19 protein-coding genes are annotated in these 23,307 nt (G+C 40.4%); 1 reads left to right on the top strand and 18 read right to left on the bottom strand.

Features of this window, described 5'->3' with window-relative positions; all coding sequences use genetic code 11:
* Nucleotides 1-79 precede the first annotated feature (79 nt).
* The 7 genes from folK to WJP93_RS02190 form a co-directional block, all read right to left on the bottom strand.
* Nucleotides 80-901, bottom strand: a complete 822-nt coding sequence (folK, locus tag WJP93_RS02220; protein WP_118614015.1) for a 2-amino-4-hydroxy-6-hydroxymethyldihydropteridine diphosphokinase — start codon at nt 899-901, stop codon at nt 80-82.
* Between the two features lie 68 nt (nt 902-969).
* The gene (folP, locus tag WJP93_RS02215; RefSeq protein ID WP_337546643.1) at nt 970-1,776 is read right to left on the bottom strand and encodes a dihydropteroate synthase; all 807 of its coding nucleotides are present in this window, start codon (nt 1,774-1,776) and stop codon (nt 970-972) included.
* Nucleotides 1,777-1,789: 13 nt separating this feature from the next.
* On the bottom strand, nt 1,790-2,344 hold the full coding sequence (gene folE, locus WJP93_RS02210; protein ID WP_066562812.1) for a GTP cyclohydrolase I FolE: 555 nt from the start codon (nt 2,342-2,344) through the stop codon (nt 1,790-1,792).
* A gap of 22 nt (nt 2,345-2,366) precedes the next feature.
* Complete coding sequence (locus tag WJP93_RS02205; RefSeq protein WP_337546641.1) at nt 2,367-3,653, bottom strand: folylpolyglutamate synthase/dihydrofolate synthase family protein; 1,287 nt, start codon at nt 3,651-3,653, stop codon at nt 2,367-2,369.
* 208 nt (nt 3,654-3,861) lie between these two features.
* Nucleotides 3,862-4,539 (bottom strand): ribonuclease H family protein, encoded by a 678-nt coding sequence (locus WJP93_RS02200; RefSeq protein WP_337546639.1) that lies wholly within the window; start codon nt 4,537-4,539, stop codon nt 3,862-3,864.
* Between the two features lie 197 nt (nt 4,540-4,736).
* Nucleotides 4,737-7,664 (bottom strand): FtsX-like permease family protein, encoded by a 2,928-nt coding sequence (locus WJP93_RS02195; RefSeq protein WP_337546638.1) that lies wholly within the window; start codon nt 7,662-7,664, stop codon nt 4,737-4,739.
* Between the two features lie 15 nt (nt 7,665-7,679).
* Nucleotides 7,680-8,399: an ABC transporter ATP-binding protein gene (locus WJP93_RS02190; RefSeq protein ID WP_337546636.1), complete on the bottom strand. Its 720-nt coding sequence runs from the start codon at nt 8,397-8,399 to the stop codon at nt 7,680-7,682.
* A 167-nt stretch (nt 8,400-8,566) separates the two neighbouring features.
* Between WJP93_RS02190 and WJP93_RS02185 the strand changes: the two genes are divergently transcribed.
* A complete protein-coding gene (locus tag WJP93_RS02185) occupies nt 8,567-8,938 on the top strand; it encodes a RidA family protein (protein WP_066562820.1) in 372 nt (123 codons plus the stop codon).
* Between the two features lie 60 nt (nt 8,939-8,998).
* On the opposite strand, the gene WJP93_RS02180 is transcribed toward WJP93_RS02185, so the two are convergent.
* From WJP93_RS02180 to WJP93_RS02130, 11 genes are all read right to left on the bottom strand, one after another.
* Nucleotides 8,999-10,432, bottom strand: coding sequence for an NCS2 family permease (locus WJP93_RS02180; protein ID WP_337546635.1), 1,434 nt, complete (start codon nt 10,430-10,432; stop codon nt 8,999-9,001).
* Complete coding sequence (locus WJP93_RS02175; protein WP_066562826.1) at nt 10,419-11,561, bottom strand: DUF4317 domain-containing protein; 1,143 nt, start codon at nt 11,559-11,561, stop codon at nt 10,419-10,421. Before WJP93_RS02175 ends, WJP93_RS02180 begins: the two co-directional genes overlap by 14 nt.
* Nucleotides 11,562-11,601: 40 nt before the next feature.
* Nucleotides 11,602-12,795, bottom strand: a complete 1,194-nt coding sequence (locus tag WJP93_RS02170; RefSeq protein ID WP_337546634.1) for a pyridoxal phosphate-dependent aminotransferase — start codon at nt 12,793-12,795, stop codon at nt 11,602-11,604.
* 30 nt (nt 12,796-12,825) lie between these two features.
* Nucleotides 12,826-13,683 carry a patatin family protein gene (locus WJP93_RS02165; RefSeq protein WP_066562831.1) on the bottom strand — a complete coding sequence of 286 codons (858 nt, stop codon included), beginning with the start codon at nt 13,681-13,683 and terminating at the stop codon, nt 12,826-12,828.
* Nucleotides 13,684-13,792: 109 nt separating this feature from the next.
* Nucleotides 13,793-14,410 (bottom strand): NUDIX hydrolase, encoded by a 618-nt coding sequence (locus WJP93_RS02160; RefSeq protein WP_118613995.1) that lies wholly within the window; start codon nt 14,408-14,410, stop codon nt 13,793-13,795.
* A 136-nt stretch (nt 14,411-14,546) separates the two neighbouring features.
* On the bottom strand, nt 14,547-16,208 hold the full coding sequence (locus WJP93_RS02155; protein WP_337546631.1) for a peripheral protein: 1,662 nt from the start codon (nt 16,206-16,208) through the stop codon (nt 14,547-14,549).
* Between the two features lie 15 nt (nt 16,209-16,223).
* Nucleotides 16,224-17,096, bottom strand: coding sequence for a sugar ABC transporter permease (locus WJP93_RS02150; protein WP_308731989.1), 873 nt, complete (start codon nt 17,094-17,096; stop codon nt 16,224-16,226).
* Nucleotides 17,096-18,469 carry a sugar ABC transporter permease gene (locus WJP93_RS02145; RefSeq protein ID WP_337546629.1) on the bottom strand — a complete coding sequence of 458 codons (1,374 nt, stop codon included), beginning with the start codon at nt 18,467-18,469 and terminating at the stop codon, nt 17,096-17,098. Before WJP93_RS02145 ends, WJP93_RS02150 begins: the two co-directional genes overlap by 1 nt.
* Before the next feature lie 103 nt (nt 18,470-18,572).
* A complete protein-coding gene (locus WJP93_RS02140; protein WP_337546628.1) occupies nt 18,573-19,862 on the bottom strand; it encodes an extracellular solute-binding protein in 1,290 nt (429 codons plus the stop codon).
* 119 nt (nt 19,863-19,981) lie between these two features.
* The gene (locus tag WJP93_RS02135; protein WP_337546627.1) at nt 19,982-21,706 is read right to left on the bottom strand and encodes a sensor histidine kinase; all 1,725 of its coding nucleotides are present in this window, start codon (nt 21,704-21,706) and stop codon (nt 19,982-19,984) included.
* Entirely contained in the window at nt 21,693-23,249 is a 1,557-nt protein-coding gene (locus WJP93_RS02130; RefSeq protein ID WP_227102306.1) for a response regulator, read from the bottom strand. The genes WJP93_RS02135 and WJP93_RS02130 overlap by 14 nt, the downstream gene beginning before the upstream one ends.
* Nucleotides 23,250-23,307: the final 58 nt, after the last annotated feature.

Genomic DNA, 23,307 nt, shown 5'->3' with positions numbered 1-23,307 from the left:
TATTCCTCACTTATAACCTGTATTTTTGTTAATGCTATTTTGCAAGCAACTATGCTTCTCACAGTGAACTGTTTCTTATTTACTGCTCTGCGTTCAATTCTTCAAGCAGCTGTTTGATCGTGCTTTTACTTACCGGATGACGAAGCCATGGTGCAATCTGTGCCATCGGCACTAACACAAAACTTCTCTTTTCAATTTCTGGATGCGGTACAATCAGTCTCTTTGTTCCAAGGATCTGATCATCGTAGAAAAGCAAATCTAAATCAAGTGTTCTCGGTCCCCAATGAATCTTGCGCTCACGTCCTGCCTTTGCTTCAATACTCTGAAGCACATCTAAAAGTGCAAATGGCTCCAGCCAGGTACGAAGGCATGCACAGCCATTTAAAAAATTTGGCTGATCAAGATAGCCATACGGCTCTGTCTCAATCCAGTCGGAAACACTTTCTATCTCAATGCCTTTTACTGCTTTTAATTCTTCAATGGCAACATCAAGATAGTTTTTCTTTTCTCCAAGATTTGAGCCAAGCGCAATATATGCAGTATGCCACTTTCTTGTTGTCTCGACTGCCACAGTTTCAAGCGGCAGACCAACAGGCGCCCACGGCTTTTCAATTTTGATTGTGATGCCGTTAATGAGCGGATTTGTCAGCAAAATTTCTTCAGCTGTAACTGCTGCTGCACGCTCTAAGAGCTTATGGTTTTCACGCTGCAAAATCTGCGTGATCTGTCTTGAGATTGCTCCATAATTTACTGTCTTATCAAGATCATCTGTCTGTGCAGCTGCTGTTGTATCAAGAGATAAAACAGCTGACACAACAAATTTTTGTCCTAGACGCTGCTCCTCTTCATATACACCATGATGGGCAAATACTTCAAGCCCCTTGATTTCTATTTTATCCATTCTCTATCAAATTTCCTTCTATATTAATTATTAAATTTAAAGCAATGTTTTTCCAATATCATGTAGCGTTAGTTTCTAAGCAGTGCTTCTGCCATCTTAATTGCTCTCACATTTGCCTGTACATTGTGGACACGTACAAACATGCAGCCTTTCTGTACTGCCCAGACGGTCGTTACCATAGTGCCTTCTTCTCTCTGGTCTGATGGCAAATCAAGTGTCAGTCCAATCATTGATTTGCGGCTTGTTCCAAGAAGAACCGGGCAGCCAAGTGTATCTAATACTTCAAGATGATTTGTGATAGCTAAATTCTGCTCATAATTTTTTGCAAAACCAACACCAGGATCGAGTATAATGGTATCCTTTGAAATTCCTGCTTTTTTTGCAATATTTAATGTCTCCTGCAAATCTGATACAACATCCTCTAAAAAGTTGTTATAATCCATTGTCTCTCGATTATGCATAAGACATGACGGCAGCTTTGCCTTTGCAATCACTTCTGCCATTTTTTTATCTGCCTTTAATCCCCAGATATCATTGATCAGATCAGCTCCTGCCGCAATCGCTGCACTTGCAACACCAGATTTGTAGGTGTCCACGGAAAGCGGAGTGTCAAAACGTTTCTTTAATGCCTCGATAACGGGTGCCACACGAGAAATTTCCTCTTCGTCTGAAATTCGTGTATAACCAGGTCTTGTCGATTCGCCACCAATATCTAAGATATCTGCACCTTCTTCAATCATGCGCTGTGCATGAAAAAGTGCATCGTCCATATGATTCCAGCGTCCACCATCTGAAAATGAGTCTGGTGTAACATTTAAAATTCCCATTACGTAGGTATGACCGTTTGTCTGAAAGTCTCTGTTTCCTATTCTCATTTTTTCCTCCAACTTAGCGAACCATCATCAAAACACGATTGATCAGCTCGTCATTATTTTCAAAGACGCCTCTGCACACATATGTTAACGTCTTGGTACCTGGCTTTCTCACGCCGCGCATTGTCATGCACATATGCTCTGCTTCTATTACAACCATAACACCCTTTGGCTTTAAATGTTCCATAAGTGCATCAGCCGTCTGAGCTGTCAGCTGCTCCTGAATCTGTGGGCGCTTTGCAAATACTTCTATTGTTCTTGCCAGCTTGGAAAGTCCTGCAACTCTGCCATCTGGGATATATGCTATATGTGCTTTTCCATAAAACGGAAGTAAATGATGTTCACACACTGAATAAAGATCAATATCTTTTTCTAATATCAGCTCGTTATTCTTTGCTTCAAATGTTGTATGCAAATATTGTCCTGCATCCTGCCCCAGTCCGCCATATATTTCGCTGCACATACGTGCAACGCGGTCGGGAGTTCCTAACAGTCCCTCTCTGTTTGGATCTTCACCGATTCCTTCTAAAAACAAGCGCACAGCCTGTTCAATCTTTTCTTTATCCATAATTCCTCGTCTCTATTTTGTTTGTTTACAGCCGGTTATTGCAATTCATCCACTCTTTTACCCTTGCAAGAATTGTAAGGGTTCCGCACACAACCACTGGATTGTTCTGTGATACAGCCGCTTCCATTGCTTTTTCAATACCATCCTCACTGTCAAATGAAATGACCTTTAACTGTGAAAAACGCTTTTTAATTGCAGCTTTTAAATCTGTGCTTTTCATTGCCCTTGGTGATGGCGGTGTCACAGTAAACACGTTTGATGCGCGGCCAAATAAAATTTCAATTTCTTTTTCGTAATCTTTATCTGCCAGAACACCACAGACATAGCAAATCGGCACTGCACCAAACATTTGATTTACAGACTCACGAAGGCGTCTTATGCCATCTGGATTATGCGCACCATCTAATATTATATCAGGTGAACCGCTATGAAGCTCAAAGCGTCCGCCCCAGCGTGTTTTTTCAATTCCATCATAAATGTGCTTTTTTTCAATTGGATAGCTGCGGCTAAGTACGCTTGCTGCCTGTACGGCAAGTGCAGCATTTTCAGGCTGACAACTTCCAAGCATCTTTAAATGCAGATTTTCAAATTCTCGAAAAAATACAATGCTCTCTCGCTTATCAGAAAATATCTGACGCACCTCATCGCGGTGTACCTCGTAAAGCGGCGTGTCTGCTGCTTTTGCTGCTGCACGAATTGGCTCCATCGCATCTTCCTTCTGCTCGATGCAAATAACGGGTGCACCCGGCTTTATAATACCAGCCTTATGTGCTGCAATCTCGCTGATCTTATTTCCAAGGATACGGCAATGATCCATGCTGATTGATGTTATGATACTGCATACCGTTGTTGTCACAATATTTGTAGCATCCATGTCACCGCCAAGACCTGCCTCTAAAATTGCCAGCTCGCAGCCTTTTTGGGCAAAATACCAAAATGCCAATGCTGTTTCCTGTTCAAAAGCAGTAGGTGTTTCGCCGTCAAGACTTGCTGCAGCCTCTGCCACTGCTGTCACGCCTTTTGCATATTCGCTTTCACTTATACAGCTTCCACATGCGAAATACTGCTCTGTGCTTGAAAATACAGCCGGAGATGTATATCTTCCTACTTTAATTCCTGCCTCAGATAAGATTGAAGTGAGATAGGCAGCTGTTGATCCCTTGCCGTTTGTTCCTGCAACCTGAATAAATTTGACTTTATCCTGCGGATTATTAAGTTTAGCCATCAGATGGCGCATTGTGTCAAGTCCCAGAACGATTTCCTTTTGACTTCGCACCTTTTCCAGATAATTTTGTGCTTCCAAAAAGTCCATGGAGTCCCCCTTTCAAGGTTTTTGTCAGATAGATTTTAACTTTTGACCATGCTACTATAATAATATAATTTTTCATTTTAGTAAAGAGGGCAGATCATACCAGATGTCTGCCCTCTAAATATGTTTATATATATTTTTTGTTAGCTTACTTACGCATTTGTCTTTTCCTGCAGCCACTGCTCTACCGTGTTTGCAGCTACACTTACAATCACTCCAGCCCCAGCGCCTGCTTTGCAAGCTTGTCAGCATAATCATTATATTTGTCTCCTGAATGACCTGTCACCTTTTGGAATCGAACTGAGACTTTTTCTTTTGCTTCGTCGTAATAAGCTTTATAGGCTATTGTTCCTTCTTTATTTGTTTTCCATATACCAAGCGGCCATTTTGCGATACCTTCATAATCGTGATAAATGACTAATCGCTTTTTATTATTTGCAATGGCATACTCCATAGCGGCTCTGGCTCCCATGATCTCACCTGCTACGTTTCTCATACCTGCAAGGCTTGGATCAGAAAAGCTTTTGTTAAAGGTTTTTTCTTCGCCATTTTCCAATATTACCATTCCATAGGAGAAACGCTTGGTGGACTGATCGTAGCTGCCATCGACGTATGCAACTAGTTCTGGCTCGTTTGATATGTTCTGTGTGATTTGGTTTGTAGCAATTGACGAATTTATATTATTAGATGGCTGTTTAGTATCTTCATCGAATGGCAGCTTATTTTCACCTTCCATCCCAAGCTCCATGAATCCTTTTGCGCCTTCCATTGTTGGAAAGCTTTTATATTCCGCACACGGAAAGCCATGCACCTGCGCACGACACTCGTCCCATGTGGTAAAAATTCCGGTCTTACGTCCTTTGCGGACGGCATAAAATTTCTTCGGCATATTTTTCCTTTCTTGTTTGCGTGGCTTACTATAAGCCTACGAATTGCTTCATTGCTTCGCAATTCTCGCAATTCTAAAACCATTCGGATTCGCTGATTTTCTTTGAAAATCGCTGCATCCTCATGGTTTTGCGGGTCTCAAACTCACAAACCTTATCGTGCAAGCACGAACGGTTTTTAGAGTTTTTGACCCTAGGCTTACTCCACACTCTTTAATGATTCAATCATATCTATCTTTTTAAGTTGGAAATACATAACACCATTTACAGCCATTGAGAAGATAAATGCGAGTACCATACTGTAGATATAGCTTGGCACAGAAATATCAAGTCCAAACATGACCTGATTAACCTGTACTGTCTTGATGATAAATCCATGAAGTACCTTTCCGATAAAAATTCCTGCAAAGGCACCAATTAAAGTCAGCCAGATATTTTCCCTGTAGACATACATGGCAACTTCAGAATCATAAAAACCTAGCAGCTTGATTGTTGCCAGTTCTCGTTTTCTCTCACTGATATTGATGTTATTTAAGTTATAGATTACAACAAATGCCAGAAGGCTTGCTGAAATCACGAGCACTACAACAATAATATACAGACTGCTTAACATGCCATCAATCATCTCTCTTGTTGTACTAACATAAGTAACTGTTAAAATCTCATCATGCTCCATAAGACGCTGTCCTAACGCATCTTCATTTGCGCGGCCGTCTTTATTTAGCTTTAACCAATACATATTATATTCTGGTTCAGTCTGGAACACTTTTTCATAACAGCCTTCTGTCATATAAACATAATGCATCAGATAATTTTCCATAACATGTGCGACAACTGCTGTGACTGGTTCATTTTCACCGCTTGTTATTGACACAGTATCTCCCTCACCAACACCAAGCGCTTCTGCCATCTGCTCTGTCAAAATGACACCATCATCAGTCAGTTCATATGTTTTCTTTGTTGTACGACTCTGAAAAACCATCATGGATTCCAATGCCTGCGCATCCTTACATACAACAGTGTAAGCAGTTCGAACATTTGAACCAGATGAAATATCCATCGACTTCATGCTGACCTTTGCAAACGTTTCAATGCCTGATTCATTTTCCATGATTTCATTAAGTGTTTTATCTGGATCATCTAGTTTGTCTGTCTCGTCCGTATTTAATGCTGCCATCGCATCATACAGCTGAATATTATCATATTGAAGCGATGCAATATTCATAATAGAATCTTTAAGACCAAATCCAACAACCATCAGACCTGTTGTACATCCTATTCCAAAAACTGTCATAATCAGACGCTTTTTATAACGGAACAGATTTCTAAATGTATTTTTTTGTGAGAAGGACAAATGTTTCCAAATAAAGCCAATCCGTTCTAATAAAACACGCTTTCCTGGCTTTGGTGCTACTGGGCGCATAAGTACTGCCGGCTGCGCATAAAGCTCTCTGTAGCATGCCACAAGCGCAGCAAATGTAACACTGAACACGGCAAGCGCAGTAGATAAAATTGCATAATACCAATTATATGGAATTACTAACTTTAATAATGATGCATACATAAGGCGGTACGATATGATGATAATAAATGGAAACAGTTTTTCACCAATAAGCACACCAACAATACTGCCGCCTAGTGTTGCTGAAAGCGCATAAAGAAGATACTTTTTTGCGATAGCTGCCTTACTGTAGCCAAGAGCCTTGTATGTTCCAATAAGTGTACGCTGCTCTTCTACCATACGTGTAATGGCTGTCAATGCAACAAGTGCTGCAACTAAGAAAAAGATTGCTGGAAATACCTTTCCTATTGCCCCCATACGCTCAGCATTGCTGCCATAATCAGTATATCCTGGAAGACTTTCACGATTGATTACCTGCCATGTCGGCATCTTGATATCATCAAGCTCTTTTTGACCATCTTCAATCTCTTTCCATGCATCATCTAGCTTTTGTTTGGCCTCTGCCTTACTGCTCTCATAAGTTTCTTCCTGTTTTGTAAGTTCTTCCTCATTTTCTTTTATCTGTGCTTCTGATTGATCAAGTGTATTTTTTGCCTCGTCAAGCGCCGCATACGCCGCATCAATCTGTCCCTGTGCCTGCGCAATCTGGTCCTCGCTCATCATGGCCTTTCCAGCATCGAGCTGAGCCTGCTGCTGTTTTAACTGTTCCACTGTTGTCTCATAATTTTGCTCGTATTCTTTTCTGCCCTCAGCCAATTGATCCTTTGCGTCTGAAAGCTGCGCCCAGCCATCATCAAGCTTTGCTCTGGCATCATCAAGCTCACTGTCAGCATTATCTTTTTCTTCCTGCCAGGTTTTTCTTGCATCATTAAGCTCTTGCCTCGGCTCCTTTGTCACTTCATCATATCGTGCCTGACATCGTTCTTCTTCAAGTGCTTCCACTCGCTTTTGCACTGGCTCTACTGCCTGTGTATATGCATCTGTAAATGCTATCTCATCAAAAGCATCGGCTGCAGTAAGATAAATCTGAGTATAATAATCCTGTGTAAACACATCCTTCTGCACAATTGCAAAGCCATTAATCTGACCACTTCCTATCATACTGCTTCCACGCTCCATGGAAATGAAAAGCGGGCTGTCACCAAATCCAGTGACTGTATAGCTTGTCTGCGTCAAATCCTCACTAAGCTCAGTATCAGTTCCTGATACAAATGAAATCGTGTCACCTACTTTTACTTCAAATGCCTTTTTCAGACGATTATCAAGCAGACACTCATTTTCATTTTCAGGAAGACGGCCTTCTGTCACTTGAATCTGATTCATTTTTTCTGGCATGGATAAAAGCTCAACTACGTAATCTGTCTCATTTTGTTTTGTGATTACATCCTTCATATACCCTGGCTCTGCGCCTGATATGCCTTCTATTTGTGAAAGTGCCTCTACATCATCATCTGTCAAACCCATCGTGCTTATCACACGAATATCCATCAAGTTGCTTGCGTCTGAAAACGCATCTCCTGTATAACGCATATCACTTTCCGTTGAACGAAGTCCTGAAAAAAATGATACGCCCAGTGCAACAATCAAAAAAATTGAAATGTAGCGGCCAAGACTTTTTTTGATCTCCACCCGTATATCTTTATTTAATGCTTTTTTTCTTGCCATATATTCCCCCCTTTATTACCACTCAATATCTTCTACTGACACAGGAGATGGATTAGTGCACACACTGGCTGCTTTTCCGTTTTTAATACGGATCACACGATCTGCCATTGGCGCGATTGCAGAGTTATGCGTAATTACAAGAACAGTCATCTTTTGCTTGCGGCACGTATCCTGTAAAAGCTTTAAAATCTGCTTTCCTGTTACATAATCTAGCGCACCAGTCGGCTCATCACATAAAAGCATTTTGGGATTTTTTGCAAGTGCACGGGCAATTGAAACACGCTGTTGCTCGCCGCCTGATAGCTGTGATGGAAAGTTGTTTAAGCGCTCTCCAAGTCCAACCTCTTTTAATACTGTTTCTGCATCTCTTGGATTTTTGCAGATTTGAAGTGCAAGCTCAACATTCTCCTTTGCTGTCAAGTTCGGAACAAGATTATAAAACTGGAAAATGAATCCAATATCCTCTCTGCGATATTTTGTCAGCTGACGGTTCTTAAAAGACTCGATATGAACACCATCTACAATGACCTCTCCGCTCGTAACAGTATCCATTCCGCCTAAAATATTTAATATGGTTGTCTTTCCTGCACCAGACGGACCGACAATCACTACAAATTCTCCTTTTTTTATTTCAAAATTCACGCCATCTGCTGCATTAATTGAAACTTCGCCCATATGATATGTTTTTCGCACATCTTTCAAAATTACATATGACTGCTCCATAATATTCTCCATTTCTTTTATTCTCTTTTTACTTATTCCATTGTAACATTGCCTATTTTTTTCTTCAAGCGCAACCCAATATTTTTATAAAAACTTTAGTTTTACAGTTCCTTATTTACAAACAGAACCTCAACGCTTATAATAAAAACTAGAAACAATTTTTTAGGAGGTTTTTTATTATGGAAATCATGCATACAGATAAGGCACCAGCAGCAGTTGGCCCATATAGTCAGGCTGTAAAGACAGGAAATCTTCTTTTCTGCTCTGGTCAGATTGGACTTAATCCTGCTACAGGCGAAATGGTTGGCACAACTGTTGCTGAGCAGGCAAAGCAGGTGATGGAGAATGTTAAGGCACTTCTTGAGAATGCCGGTGCAACATTTGACAATGTTGTAAAGACAACCTGCTTCATCGCTGATATGAAGGAGTTTGGAAACTTTAATGAAGTATATGCTCAGTATTTTTCAAACAACAAGCCAGCACGTTCCTGCGTACAGGCTGTTCTCCCAAAGGGCGCTCTTTGCGAGGTTGAGGTTATTGTTGAGCTTTAATTATTTTTAGTTTTTTTAAAAAAAGCACCGCCACCTTTCGATGGCGATGCTTTTTTATTTTTAAACTACTAAGAAGAACTTTAATAAGAAGATTGCTGAAATAATATAGGTCAGTACAGATACGTCCTTTGCCTTTCCGGTGAATACCTTCATGATTGTATAGGAGATCAGTGCAAGACCAATACCATGTCCGATAGATCCGGAGATTGGCATAGAGATTAACATGATTGCTGCTGGAACAGTCTGATAGATATCAGTAAAATCTACCTTTGACAGACCAGAGATCATCAGGATACCAACATAAATCAGTGCTGAAGATGTTGCTGCTGCCGGGATAATTGCTGCGATTGGTGCGATGAACATACATGCCAGGAATAAAATTCCAGTTGTAAATGCAGTCAGACCAGTTCTTCCGCCTGCCTCAACACCAGATGCAGACTCTACGAATGTCGTGACTGTTGAGGTACCAGTAATCGCACCTGCTACAGTTCCAACTGCATCTGCTAACAGTGCTTCCTTCATCTGCGGCATATTTCCGTCCTTATCAACCATACCTGCACGTGATGCAGTACCAACAAGTGTTCCGATGGTATCAAACATATCGATAATGCAGAAGGTAATGATAAGTGTGATTGCTGTGAACCAGCCGATCTTTACAAAGCCGGCAAAATCAAAATGGAACAGAGTTGTCTCTGCCATATCTGCAAATGGAGGTACGAAGCTTGCACCCTCAAGACCTGCAAATGGATTAGTTCCAAGAAAGATTGCCTCACCTGCCCAGTAAATAACAGATGCTGCAAGCATACCAAGAATTACAGCTGCCTTTACACCCTTCTGTGCCAGAACGATGATAACAAATAAACCGATAAACATAGTTACTACTGTCAGAACCATCTGGGTGTAGCCGCTTCCCATTGCATCCTGAGCAACACTCGGTGTCAACGCACCAAAAAAATCTCTCATTACAAAGAATGGTCCGCCATTCTCTGAATAGATACCAGCGTTGGAACCAACACCGATATTTAAAAGCATAAGACCGATTGCCGGGGAGATACCAAGACGAACACCAAGCGGAATCGCATTTACAATCTTGTCTCGAATATTTAATACAGACAGGATAATAAAGATAATTCCTTCAAGTAAAATGATGCACAGTGCTGACTGGAAAGACTCCAGATAGCTCATGCCCGTCATACCAACAATATTGGCAACAACTACAGCAAAAAAGCTGTTTAATCCCATACCAGGAGCCATGGCAAATGGCTTATTTGCAACAAACGCCATTACCATCATACCGATAAAGGATGCGATACAAGTCGCTAAAAATACACCATTCCATAAATTCTGTCCCTCTGCACCAAATCCAGTCAGAAGATTCGGATTTAAGGCGATGATGTACGCCATCGTCATAAATGTGGTCAAACCGGCAATGATTTCTGTTTTCACTGTCGTATGGTTCTCCCTGATCTTAAAGATCTTCTCAATCTGTTCCATTTGTACCCTCCATAGTTACATTCATTCCATTAATTTGTACGCCGTCCTCCATCGGAATTACAATGCAGCGGCGTCCCTCTACTAATTGGATCTGTACAAGATCCATGCGCTGCGGACTGACCTTTATTGTCACATCCGGAGTCTTGACGGCAACGCTTTTTGCCTCAACTAAGTTTGCCGCCTGAAAGAAAGCATCCTCTCCTGCAGTCTCCTCATAGACTTGCTCGAAATTTTCAAGCTTTTCTTCTTTGATTCCACTATTTTGAAGAAGCTTTTTTACATCTGATTTTTGAAGCTTGAAAGGCTGCGGCTCTTCCTTATGCTCCTCAATCAGCTCCGTCAGATTCTCCTGAATCTGGCAAACAGTATCATAGTTTACAACATCTCCGACAGTCTCCTCTATGATCTCCTGAAATACAGCCTTCTGCGTCTTAAAGGACATAGGTGCCGGACCACCGATACAATCATTGATAAAGTCTTCGTGAAGCTCCTCTGTCTTTTTTGTATAATACAAAAGGCTGTGAATATTACTGCTGCGATCGTCAAATGCAGGGAATAAAAAGGCATTTACAGGAGCCTCTATCCACTGATCACGCATACGTTCCTCGACGCGGTTTGTCTGTGTATTGTAGCACAAACCAGCCTCTGACAGCTTAACAGGACAGATGCAGCAAAGGATAAATTCATATACCTCCTCTGAAGCATCATCCATATCTAAGTTGTCGCTTCCTCTTCCCGGAACGTCATAATTACAATGGATCATAACTACATAGTAGCTTTCACCAAAATGATATGTCTCTGCTACCGACTTGTAAAACTCCTCTAAAACAGTTTCATCCTTTAATCCAGTCGCCTTTAGCTGCATCAAACGCTTATGGCCTTCCCCCGAAAGTTCCTGATCAAGCGTGTAATCGAGTGAATGAAGATTTTTACCCAGACTTCCAGAAAGCGCCTTTCGGAAAATTTCAAAATACTTGTCGATTTCCTCCTGTGACAGCGACAAAAACATATCGCTAAATGTCATGCGGATCTGCTGCTCACCATCTATCAGGCAGCCGCAAATGCGGTCAATTGCACCGCCGTCTCTCTTAAAAAGACTTTTTATCTCGGATACTTCTTTTTTGTTCATTCGAAACACTCCTTGTTTATTACGTTTTTGTTTGCCTGACTTATCTGTCCGGATACTCTGTCTTTACAAAGCGCTCCAATGCATCGAGTGAGCGCACAACCTTCTCTGTATCGATGCAGTATGCCATACGAAAATATCCAGGGCATCCAAAGGAATCACTTGGAACTAATACCAGGTCATACTTTAATGCCTTGTTGCAAAATGCCACCGCATCCTCCTCAAGAGCCTTTGGGAAAATATAAAATGTTCCTGACGGACGCACACAGGAAAATCCTAACTCAATGAGTTTGTCATAGAGCAGATTCATGTTAGTCTCATAAACAGTCATATCAGACGTCTCATCTAACACATCCTCCACACCCATCATAATAAGTGATGATGGACAGTTGTGTCCGATTCCTCTTGAGATTTGTGACATCATTGGCACTAACAAATCAGCATCGGTACATGTTGGATTAACAGCAACATAACCTATACGCTCACCTGGAAGAGAAAGTGACTTGGAAAACGAATAGCATGAAAGCGTATTGTCATAAAATTTTGATACATATGGTGCTTTCTTTCCATCAAATACGATTTCTCTGTATGGCTCATCGGAGATTATAAAAATATCATGGCCATACTCTTTTTGCTTGTCTTCCATTAGCTGCGCCAACTTTTTTAGCGTTTCTGCTGAGTATACAGCACCAGATGGATTGTTCGGTGTGTTGATCAAAACAGCTGACACATTTGACGTCAGCATCTTTTCAAACTGTTCAAAATCCACCTGAAAATCAGCTGTGTTTGCAGGTACCACTCTCAGATTTGCTCCTGTCATGCCTACATAGCAGTTATACTCTGGAAAATACGGTGCAAATGTAAGCACATCGTCTCCCGGAGATGTTACTGCACGAAGTGCATGAGCTAAGGCTCCCGCAGCTCCTGAGGTTGGAAAAATATGATTTGCTGTATAGTTCATATCAAAACGCTTGTTAAGCGATGCAGCCACCTTTTCTTTAAATGAAGGCAGTCCGACACTCGGGCTGTAGCCGTGAAGCTCGCTCGATGTCTTTGTCTGAAGTAGGCGAATAGTATTGTCTGTGTAGTCCTGCACAACAGGAACGGATGGATTTCCTAAACTGTAATCAAAAACGTTCTCGTATCCAATCTCCTGTCCTCTCTTTGTTGCAAATTCGGATAATGTACGGATCACTGATTTTTTCTGAAGCATGTCTTTATATTTTTGTGCTACCATACTGCCCTCCCATTCTGCCGCCTATGCGGCTCATTTACTTAAAAATGCGTGAATCTGATCCAAATTTTTCATTGCATCCTCTCGGCCAAGCTGATACAATGCTTTTAACTTTTCTGGATCCTTTTCAAGTCTTGACACTTCGATCAGACGACTTGGGCGAAGCACCATGACTTCACCTTTTTCCTTTAATTCATCAATCTTCTTTAGTGTTTTGTTGTATATCACATAGCGGTGTGCCATCGCCTTAGCCAGATTTGGATAACGATGAAGGATTTTGTTTATGGCACCTTGAAATTTCATTTTTTTCTTTTGGTACCCTTCAGGTCTTGTTAAAATGACAAGATCTTTTTTGTATCCCTGTCTGCGAAACCACATGATCGGAATAGAATCGGCAACGCCGCCGTCAAGCAGCTTATATCCATCTATTTCTACCACCTTTGATACAAGCGGCATTGATGCAGATGCCTGCATCCACTTAAGATCATCTCTGCCGCAATCTGTGCATTTGTGATAAACAGCCTTTCCTGTTTCCACATCTGTGCAAACCACAAAAAATTCTGCTGGATTTTTGGCAAATGCCTCATTGTCAAATGGATCAAGAATCTCTGGTATCTGATGATAGCATAAATCAACATCATAAATATCACCTGTTTTTAAAAGTGAATGAAGTGTGCCATAACGCTTATCACCACAAAACTTCATATTGTAACGCAGAGTTCTTCCTATCTGTCCAGACTTATAGTTACAGCCAAATACAGCTCCCGCCGAAACTCCAATCACGCCGTCCACCTGGATTTTTTCTTCCATCAAAACATCCAGAATACCTGCCGTATACATTCCTCTCATGGCACCGCCTTCAAGAACAAGTCCTGTTTTTACCTCTTTCATGATTTGCCTCTCTTTCCAACTTTACACATTAAAAGAGCTTTTTTATATTTTTGCGAAACAAGGCTATCATACCACGGTTCATGAAAAACATCAAGGCAATTACACTTTCTTACTGCTCATCCAAAAATGCCAGTGGATCTCCTTTGGTATGAATAAAGTGCATAAGCATGTATGCACACATAATTGCTACATTTTCTTCCTTTAAAATGCGCTTACATTCTTCACGGTCTGCTAATACAATCTCGATATCCTCTGATTCTTCCTCGTGCTCGTTTGTTGGCGTTCCACTACAGTAGCCATAGATTGTTCCGCAGCTTTCGTCTGTCATACCGACTGTCGTAAAAAATGGTCTTGTGTATGCACCTTCTGTAACCTTTGGCTCGAAAACAAGCCCTGTCTCCTCGTAAATTTCACGTATACCTGCCTGTGCCATCTCCTCACCTGGCTCTACAAGTCCTGCCGGAAACTCATACACATACGCATTGATTGGATAACGAAACTGCTTTATAAGCACTATTTTATCCTTTTTTTCTCCATATACACTATAAATAATTACACCATCAGATGTATTTTTATGAGTTGCTGCTTTAAGCTGCGTTGGATCCTTCTTTCTGGATGCCACATAATATTTGCCTGTTTTTCCATTTCTTTTTTCAACATCAAAATTATAGAGATTTAAAAATGGATTATCAGTTACCTTCTCTACTCCTTTTACGCGATCTACCATAGTCCACTCCTTACTGACATTTTATGTGTTATGCACCATGTCATAATTTTTACTGAAACCAGCTTTTATTATTATAGCGTACCATCTGCAAAAAGAAAAGCCCACAAAGCAAAGTTTGCCTTGTGGGGTTATTCTGTTAATGTACAGCCTCCCTGACTTCCTGCGTGATAGTCTCGCCTCCATTTTCATACCATTTGGTGACAAATTCATCAAATGCATCAATGTCACGCTCTCCTGTGACGATCTGAAGGTAATATTCTTTTTCTATTTGGCGAAGCTTCCACCACTGCGTGCCCATAGTTTCTGTCTCATCAAAATAAAGTGATTCAACCTTATTTGTTTTTGCATCCGCCAGCAAAGAGCAGGCTGTGATTCGGGAGGTGTATGCCGCCCACTCCTCTGGCGTAGCACTATCTGTGTTATCCAGATAGGCCTTACAGGATCTATAATATGAATACTCCAATAAATCAAGATCTTCTGGTTCTTTTTTTCCTGAAAGCACATCTGTTAATTCGTGATAACATTTTGTCAGCGCATAGCTGTAATCAACATTGATTGCAAGTGGTCTGGCTGTTGGGTCTACATTGTTCTGATAATATTCTTCAAACTCACTGTTATATGTTCCATCATAGCGCACATAATCAAACAATCCATTTATAATTTTGCAGGCGATCTCAGGATGTTCATAACCCTTTCTCACAACAACATACTTGTAAGTTGGATTTTGTGAATAATAGCTTGTGCTTCCATCGTCATCTGTCTGAATAAGAAATGGCTCCCAAACAGCATCGGGATTAGCTGCAATAGCTTCCATAAGTGGATTATTCGCTGCCCACCAAGGTCCAAAAAATGATCCGCAAAGTCCCTTCGTTATGAGTTCAATATTGTTTACAGAGGTACGAAGCAAAAAATTCTGATCTAATATATTGCGCTCATACATGCTTTTAAGCTTAGCCAATGCATCTTTTGCCTGCGGCAAAACTGATCCGTAAGAGACCTCTCCATTTTCATCTTCAATCCATTGTTTCGGATAGGCACCATTTGCTGCAAACACAATATCCATCAAATATTCGCTGCTGTAGCCGCACTCACCCGATAACTCCGGATCACATACAAAACCAACTGTCTTGCCTTCTCCATTTTCACCAGGATCCTTCTCTATAAATGCCTGAACAATTGCCTCTGCATCCTCTATTGTTTTAGGACTTTCAAGACCTAGCTTATCCATCCAGTCGCGCCTTAGCCATAAAAGGTTTGGACCATCATCAATATTTGTCTCTGGAATTGCCATTATTTTTCCATCAAAGGTAACACCATCTATTATGCCCTCTCCATAGCTTGCATAAATATCTTTGATTCGGTCTGTCAAACAATTTTCATAACTTTTTGTCAAATCCTCAATCAAATCAAGCGCTACGAGCTGGCGCAAATCCTCAATACTCCCTACAAGCATTAAATCTGGAAGATTATCAGAAGACATAGCCACTGACACACTGACATTATACTGATCATTCTTTTCCTCAAATACATCCTTATTTTGAATGTTAAAGTACTCACGCAGATAACGCGTATAAGCATTGTTCTCGTAAGTCTCACCTTTAGGAAGATTGGAGTTATTTGCTCCAGTCATTTTTCCAAGCGTGTATGTTACAAGCTCTGGATATTTGCCATCAGGTGTTGTACTGGCATACTCCCACTGCTCTTTTTTTGCTAATTCGTTTGCCGGCACTGTCTGACAAACAGACAGCACCGATACAAACATCACTGCCAACACACTTTTTGGGATTTTCTTTTCCATAGACATTCTCCGTTTTTATCCCTTAACAGCTCCTGATACACCTTCCTGGTAGCATTTTTGCATTGACATAAATAAAATGACAATCGGAATGGAAATCAGCACGGCACCTGCTGCGAAGCAGTTAAACCAACTGTTTACATATTCCTTTTCAAGCATGTTCCAAAGACCAATTGATACCGTATAGTACTTTGCATTCGCACGGCAAATTACTTTCGCAAAGATAAAATCAAGCCATGGTGCCATAAATGCCTGCAGGATCGTGTAGACAATAATAGGCTTACTAAGCGGAATAGTTATCTTTGTAAACACCTGAAATCTTGTCGCACCATCCAGATAAGCAGCCTCATCAATAGACTTTGGAATAGTGTCAAAAAAGCCTTTTGCAATATAAAAGCCTAAGCCCGCACCGCCAGAATATACAAGCACTAATGCTACACGAATCATCGCACCCTCTGACAGACCAACTGACTTTAAAATATAGTAAACAGCGATCATTGACATAAAGCCCGGAAACATACCAAGAACAAGTGCAATGTTCATCATCGGTTTTCTCATCTTAAAACGCATACGTGACATACAATATGATACAGACAAAACAAAGAAGGTAGAGATTGCGCAAGAGAAAATTGAGATGATAAGTGTATTAATAAACATCTGCGGAAAATTTAAAATCTGCGTATCTGTAAACAGCTTCTTATAGTTGTTCAGTGTAAATGTCTTCGGAATGAGTGTGGAAATATATTGTCCACTCTCTCCTCTAAAGCTGATCATAATAATCCACGCAATCGGAATGACCCAAATAACTGCCAAAACAGCAAGAATCACATGAACTATTGTGTTTGTAATAAATCTTTTGCTTTTTGCCGAAGCAGTATTTTGCTTTTTCATCATTGGAAGCCCTCCTCATTCTTATAGGAACCTGTATTCCGATACGTGATCAGTGATACAACGGCCAGAACCAAGAAGGTCAAAATACCAATGACTGCACCAAGATTATAATACTGGTTATCAACTGTCAGCTTATACAGCCAGGTAACGAGAAGATCCGTCCTTCCTGCTGTTGATCCTACAGGTGTAGGATTTCCGCCTGTCAGCAGATAAATTACATTAAAGTTATTTACATTTCCAGTAAAGGTTGTAATAAGATATGGACCTGTTACAAACAGCATATACGGCAGTGTAATTGAGAAAAATGTTCTCACCGGACCTGCACCATCCACTGTTGCCGCCTCATACAAATCTGCCGGAATATTCTGAAGAACACCAGTTACCTGAAGCATGGTAAATGGAATACCAACCCAGATATTGATTACAACTACCATCACTCGTGCCAGCGTTGTATTTGACCAGAACGGAATAGCCTTTTCAATGATGCCTGCATTTAATAATAGCGTATTTACAATACCATTCTGACTAAAGATCGTTCTCATTAACAGCAGTGAAACAAACTGCGGAACTGCTGCTGAAAGTACAAAGCAAAAACGCCAGAATGCCTTACATCTTGTACCCTTACGGTTGATGACAATTGCAAGAATCATACCTAAGATATAGTTACTAAAAGTCGCTGCTACAGCCCAGATAAGAGTCCAACCAAGTACTGACCAGAATGTACTTCCAATGGAATCACCAATATTTAATACCTTCGCAAAATTTGCCAGTCCTACCCAATTAAAGATTGTTGTATGAGCATCTACTTTACTATAATTTGTAAATGCCATACAAATCATGAATGCAAGTGGGAGAACTGTGAAAATTAGTATGCCAAGAATTGGCAGTGTAAGAAGTGTACGATGCAGATCTTTGTCAAAAAGACTCTTGATATCTTCCTTAAAAGTAGGAATCTTTTTACCAGCCTCTGACAGACACTGCATTTTATATGCACTCTTTACGCTTCCACGCCAGAAAATAATAAATGCAGCAACTAAAAAGCATGTAGCCACACCAAACAAAAGCATAAGAAGTGAATTATCACCCTTTGTATACTCATAAATCTGCTTTGCCTCACTCCATACCTTCTGCTGCTCCTGTCCTCCAAGGTGAACAAGATCTACAATATAGCCTGCACCTTCAAGCACCATAAATGCGATAAAAGCAATTTCAATGGCAAGCATGCCAAGACCCTTTATTATCTGATGATGTGCAATGTTTCCGAGTCCGAGTACAACCATGGAAAGCTTTGTCAATATATTTCCCTTTGTAACTGCTTTCGCAACAGAGTACGGATTATCAAATTCTTTGCCCCTTTTTTTCTTTTCGGACATAAAAAACCTCCCGTTCAATCTTAATAGTTACATGAATTTGAAAATAAATGCCCCAGGCCCGCAAGGCGGAACCCAGAGCTCTTTATTTTATTTCACTTTTTATTTAGTCAACGATGCTCTGATTCATTGAATCACTTAACTTATCAGTCATCTCTTCTGCATTGTCTAATGTAACCTCACCGTTTACGATAGACTTACCGAAGTTCTCTGCCGGTGTCCAGTAGTTATTCATAGCGCTTACGAACGGCTGCAGGATAGAAGTCTCATCAAATGTCTCATTCTGAGCGATTACAAGCTCATCCTTCTGAATTTCTTCTTCCGCTAACAGATCAGTATTGCAAGGAACGATGCTTCTTGCATCATAGTGCATCTGCTGTGACTCCTCATTTCCAAGGAACAGTGCAAGTGCTACTGCTACCTGCGGATACTCACAGTTAGGATTTACACCTATTGCCTTAGAACCTGCGAATGATTCCATCTGGATATCTTCACCGTCTAAGTTGTAGGTTGGAAGCTTTGCTATTCCAAGATTGTCACCCATTGCTTCTGACAGCTTGGTGTAATCCCAAGAACCACTAAACATTGCATTGATGCTTCCATCGCACATACCAGAAACGCCAACACCAGACTCATCATTTACAAAGTTCTTATTTCCTACAAGATTTACAAGATACTTGGTAACTGCTGCACCCTTCTCACCAGCAAAATCAATGCCAGCTTCCTCATCGGTGCCATCCTCACCAAACAATGTACAGCCGTTTCCTACATAGAAAGAAGCAATATACCAGGAGTTTGTTAATGGGAAGGAAACCTTACCCTTTTCCAGCATGGTATCAAGGCTCTTAATATCGTCCTCACCATATACGCTCTTATCGTAGAACATATACCAGGTATTAGTTGTGAACGGAACACCATATACACAATCATCTACTGTTACAGAATCTATGATTGCCTCGGAGTTTGTATTCTTAATATAATCAACAGTCTTTCCGCCAAGCTCTGCGATTGCACCTGCATCGATCAGCATCTGAAGCTGGTCATTTGCAAACATGTAAACATCTGCAGAACCAGATGGATCCTGAGAAATAGTCTTTCCTGCATCTCCCTCTGAGCAGGTACCATACTCAAATGTAAGATCCCAATTTACATGAAGCTCATTGAATGCTTCGCAGCGCTTCTGCAGCCACTCGCCGTACTCTTCTGCCTGATCCTCTGCTGGTCCCCATACAGTGATAGTTGCTGTAATCGGATCCTCTGCTGAATAATCTACTGTTTCTTCCTCTGCTGCCTCTGAGCTTGTCTCTTCATCAGCGAATACACTCATTGCACCACCAAAAGTTGATAAACACATAGCGCCTGCTAAAAATAAACTGGATGCTTTTCTAAATTTCATAATACAAAATCCTCCCTGTTTTCTGTTTCCATTCGGAAATCTTTATGTCATTATTATAAGAAATTTTGGTGATTCCGTATATATCAAAAATATTAGATTCATGTTGTTTTTTTCTGAAATTACGATATTCTCTTTGGAATCCTGATACTCGCCTTGGTTCCCTGCCCTATTTTGCTTTCAATCTGCAGACTATACTGTTCTCCATAGTAAAGCTTTATGCGCTCATTGACATTTCTAACACCATATCCCTTTGACTCTTCTGTTAAAATACGAGCCGCCTGCTCATCACTCATGCCGACACCATTATCTGCTACAGTCAAAACTATCAGATCACCATCTTCCTTTCCGGTAATCGTTAGCTTTCCTCTGCCGTCTGTCTTCACATCGATTCCATGAGCAATAGCATTTTCAATAAGAGGCTGAAGCATAAGATTTAATGACTGATACTGACCAATTGATTCATCTACATCAAACTCCACATCAAATTCGTAGTCATGCATCATCAGCTGAATATCAAGATAAGAACGCATGTTACGAAGCTCATCTGAAAGTGACATGACATTCTTTCCTTTGTTTAACGAGGTTCGGTAAAATGTAGAAAGTGCCAGCGTAATTTTACTTATATCCTTCGCGTCTGCCTCAATTGCCTTCCAATTAATTAACGACAGCGTATTATATAAAAAGTGTGGATTAATCTGCGCCTGAAGCGCCCTCATCTCATATTCCTTTTCCTTAATTCGTCCCTCGTAAACCTCTTTGATTAAGGTATTTAATTGAAGAAGCATTGAATCAAAACCATTGACAAGATCACCAATCTCATCACGGCTGTCACTAGTAATATTAACCTCAAAATTCCCCTGCTCTACCTCTTTCATTCCAGATCTAAGTCTTCTAATCCTCTTTGTAACAAAGCTCGTCAAAATCATCATGACTATCACTGACATCAGTGTCATAACAAACACCGCAATAATCGCAATTCGTGTAATTGGCGTTACTGACCATACTATTAAGCTATTTGGCTTATACAAACATGCTGTCCATCCAGTCACAGATGATGTTTCTGAAAGAATCGTATACTCATTTTCCTGATTTTTCTTCTGATCAAGAAGCTGCGCGGCGTTTAACTCATATTCCCGATATTTTTTATCAAAGAATGCTTTTTCATACACTGCATTGCCCTTCTCATCGAAAATAACAATGCCATAATTATTCTGAAGTGTCTGCTTAAATGTCTCAAACATGCTGTCATACTCAACACTAATGTACAAAATACCATCTAATCCATAGCGCTTTAGCATACTCATTGGGCTTACCCCAAACACAATTTCTTCATTTTTATCAACAAACCACTGCATTTCTCCAGAATCTGCCACACTCCTATACCAATTAGTATCTATAATCTCTGAAATTGGTGCCAGCGTGTCACCATGCTTGATCATATCCTTATCTACATAAATCGTAACTTTGCCAACATCGTTGTGAAAATATTTCAGTGAAGCAAGCATTGGGTCAAGTATCGTAACAAGCTGATTGTACATCTCATACACTGAATCATACTGGTATCCAATCACCTGTGAGATTGTCTGGTTGTAGCAAATATAGTTATTTAAATTTGTGTAGATTGCAAGCTTATTTTCCATTGAGGCAAGTGCCTGATACAGATACGATTCCATACTGTCTCTCTCATTTTGCAATAAAATCTGCTTCATCTGAACATAAGTAACTGACAGCACCGCCACAACAGGAAGAAAACCTGACAGCGCATATACAATGGCCAGCTTATAACCAAGCCTTACATTTCTAAACCAGCTGACAATTCGGCTGCCAAGCTTACTTTTCTTCAATCATTTCATCCCCGCTTTCTCTAAATTTTTGTGGACTAATTCCGTAATACTCACGAAAGCTAGAGCAAAAATATGAAACATTTGGATAACCGCATGCAGTGCTTATATCTACAATTTTCATCATCGTCTGCTCCAAAAGATCCTTTGCCTTTTCCATACGAACGCTCTTGATAAAACGATTCAAATTCTGACCTGTTTCTTTTTTAAATACACTGCTTAAGTAGCTTGGAGCCATATAGACAAGCTCACTTAGTCGCTCCACACTCATTTCATCTCCATAATGAGCAGCAATGTAGCGCTTGACAGCCTCCACCTCACGATGGCCTGTCTGTACTCTTCCTGAAAATGTCTTTTCCAATAGATTTATGGAATCGCTTACAATATCTGTAACCTGAACAAAGTCAAATGAACGATAAAGCTGATCAATCTTCGTATTTAACTGCTTCTCTCCCTCTCCTGGTACTGCATCATAAATATCCTTTAGTAAGTTGGCAAATAAAAATTTGATATACATCTGGGAAAATGCAGTCTGACTTCTGTATCTCTGGCTGAAACGCTCAAAATGATCACGCAGGCTCTGAACATCCTTCATTCGAATATCCTGCTTCATCTGCTTAATTAATGTATCATCATCTATTTTAATGATCTCACAATCACTGCTCTTCATTCCACTGTAAAACAGTCTGACATTCGGATGATAAAATTTATTTTCCATAAGCTCCTCAAGCTCATCCATTGCGCAAATAATCTGCTCTGCACATGAAATTTCTGAAGAAATGGATGCTGTACAACTATTTTCATATTCCTCTTTAATCTGATCTAGCAGCTTATTTGCAAACTCAATAGGATCAATAGATCTATCTTTTAATAAGATGATAGACTGCTGCGGAGTCAGATTTAAATAAAGAAAGGCTTCGCTAGCGCAAACTTCTTTTATTTTTTTTGCCAGAATGCGCTCCTGCAAATCAACACCATTTTTTCCGAAAAAATCATCATCTGTCTCAAGCATTAGAATACGGCAAAAACAATCAACGTCTGATTTTGTCAAAACACCGCCGCTTTTCTCAAGCACTTCTGCTACATTTACTCCATTTACAATCTGATATAGTGCATGCTCACGCATTTGCTGCATACTCTTTTTTTTCATATTTTTCTCGGCACGTTCTGCTTCAAGTTCCTGAATGACCCGTGTAATAGTCTCTTTAAACTCACTCGGATCAACTGGCTTTAAAATGTAATCAGAAACACCTAGACGCACTGCTTTTCTGGCATAGTCAAACTCACTGCAGCCCGAAAAGATTACGCATTTCATATCCTCGTTTCTGTCGTCTTTTTTACATTCCTCTATCAGCTGAATGCCGTCCATAAATGGCATCTTTACATCTGTAAGCAAAATATCTGCCGTATGCTCCTTTAAATACTCAAGCGCATCTCTTCCATTTGCAGCCTCAGCAATCTCACATGGCAGCTGCATGTGGCGCAGCAGCATTTTAATGCCATTTCGTTCAATTCGCTCATCGTCTACCACCAATATCTGATACATATCCCCCTATCCTTTCTGTACGCAAATTATCTGTATTCCATTTTACCCTAATAAACGA

Origin of the sequence: Anthropogastromicrobium sp. (assembly GCF_037349415.1) — a bacterium.
Lineage (GTDB): Bacteria > Bacillota > Clostridia > Lachnospirales > Lachnospiraceae > Anthropogastromicrobium > Anthropogastromicrobium aceti.
This window is presented reverse-complemented; position numbering and strand designations above follow the sequence as displayed.

Excerpts from the sequence above, each read along its gene's own strand:
- WJP93_RS02145 (WP_337546629.1), bottom strand. The coding sequence starts at position 18,469 with ATGTCCGAAAAGAAAAAAAGGGGCAAAGAATTTGATAATCCGTACTCT.
- folK (WP_118614015.1), bottom strand. The coding sequence starts at position 901 with ATGGATAAAATAGAAATCAAGGGGCTTGAAGTATTTGCCCATCATGGT.
- WJP93_RS02150 (WP_308731989.1), bottom strand. The coding sequence starts at position 17,096 with ATGAAAAAGCAAAATACTGCTTCGGCAAAAAGCAAAAGATTTATTACA.
- WJP93_RS02175 (WP_066562826.1), bottom strand. The coding sequence starts at position 11,561 with ATGAACAAAAAAGAAGTATCCGAGATAAAAAGTCTTTTTAAGAGAGAC.
- WJP93_RS02195 (WP_337546638.1), bottom strand. The coding sequence starts at position 7,664 with ATGGCAAGAAAAAAAGCATTAAATAAAGATATACGGGTGGAGATCAAA.
- WJP93_RS02190 (WP_337546636.1), bottom strand. The coding sequence starts at position 8,399 with ATGGAGAATATTATGGAGCAGTCATATGTAATTTTGAAAGATGTGCGA.
- folP (WP_337546643.1), bottom strand. The coding sequence starts at position 1,776 with ATGAGAATAGGAAACAGAGACTTTCAGACAAACGGTCATACCTACGTA.
- WJP93_RS02185 (WP_066562820.1), top strand. The coding sequence starts at position 8,567 with ATGGAAATCATGCATACAGATAAGGCACCAGCAGCAGTTGGCCCATAT.
- WJP93_RS02165 (WP_066562831.1), bottom strand. The coding sequence starts at position 13,683 with ATGAAAGAGGTAAAAACAGGACTTGTTCTTGAAGGCGGTGCCATGAGA.
- WJP93_RS02200 (WP_337546639.1), bottom strand. The coding sequence starts at position 4,539 with ATGCCGAAGAAATTTTATGCCGTCCGCAAAGGACGTAAGACCGGAATT.
- WJP93_RS02155 (WP_337546631.1), bottom strand. The coding sequence starts at position 16,208 with ATGGAAAAGAAAATCCCAAAAAGTGTGTTGGCAGTGATGTTTGTATCG.
- WJP93_RS02140 (WP_337546628.1), bottom strand. The coding sequence starts at position 19,862 with ATGAAATTTAGAAAAGCATCCAGTTTATTTTTAGCAGGCGCTATGTGT.
- WJP93_RS02180 (WP_337546635.1), bottom strand. The coding sequence starts at position 10,432 with ATGGAACAGATTGAGAAGATCTTTAAGATCAGGGAGAACCATACGACA.
- WJP93_RS02160 (WP_118613995.1), bottom strand. The coding sequence starts at position 14,410 with ATGGTAGATCGCGTAAAAGGAGTAGAGAAGGTAACTGATAATCCATTT.
- WJP93_RS02170 (WP_337546634.1), bottom strand. The coding sequence starts at position 12,795 with ATGGTAGCACAAAAATATAAAGACATGCTTCAGAAAAAATCAGTGATC.
- WJP93_RS02205 (WP_337546641.1), bottom strand. The coding sequence starts at position 3,653 with ATGGACTTTTTGGAAGCACAAAATTATCTGGAAAAGGTGCGAAGTCAA.
- WJP93_RS02130 (WP_227102306.1), bottom strand. The coding sequence starts at position 23,249 with ATGTATCAGATATTGGTGGTAGACGATGAGCGAATTGAACGAAATGGC.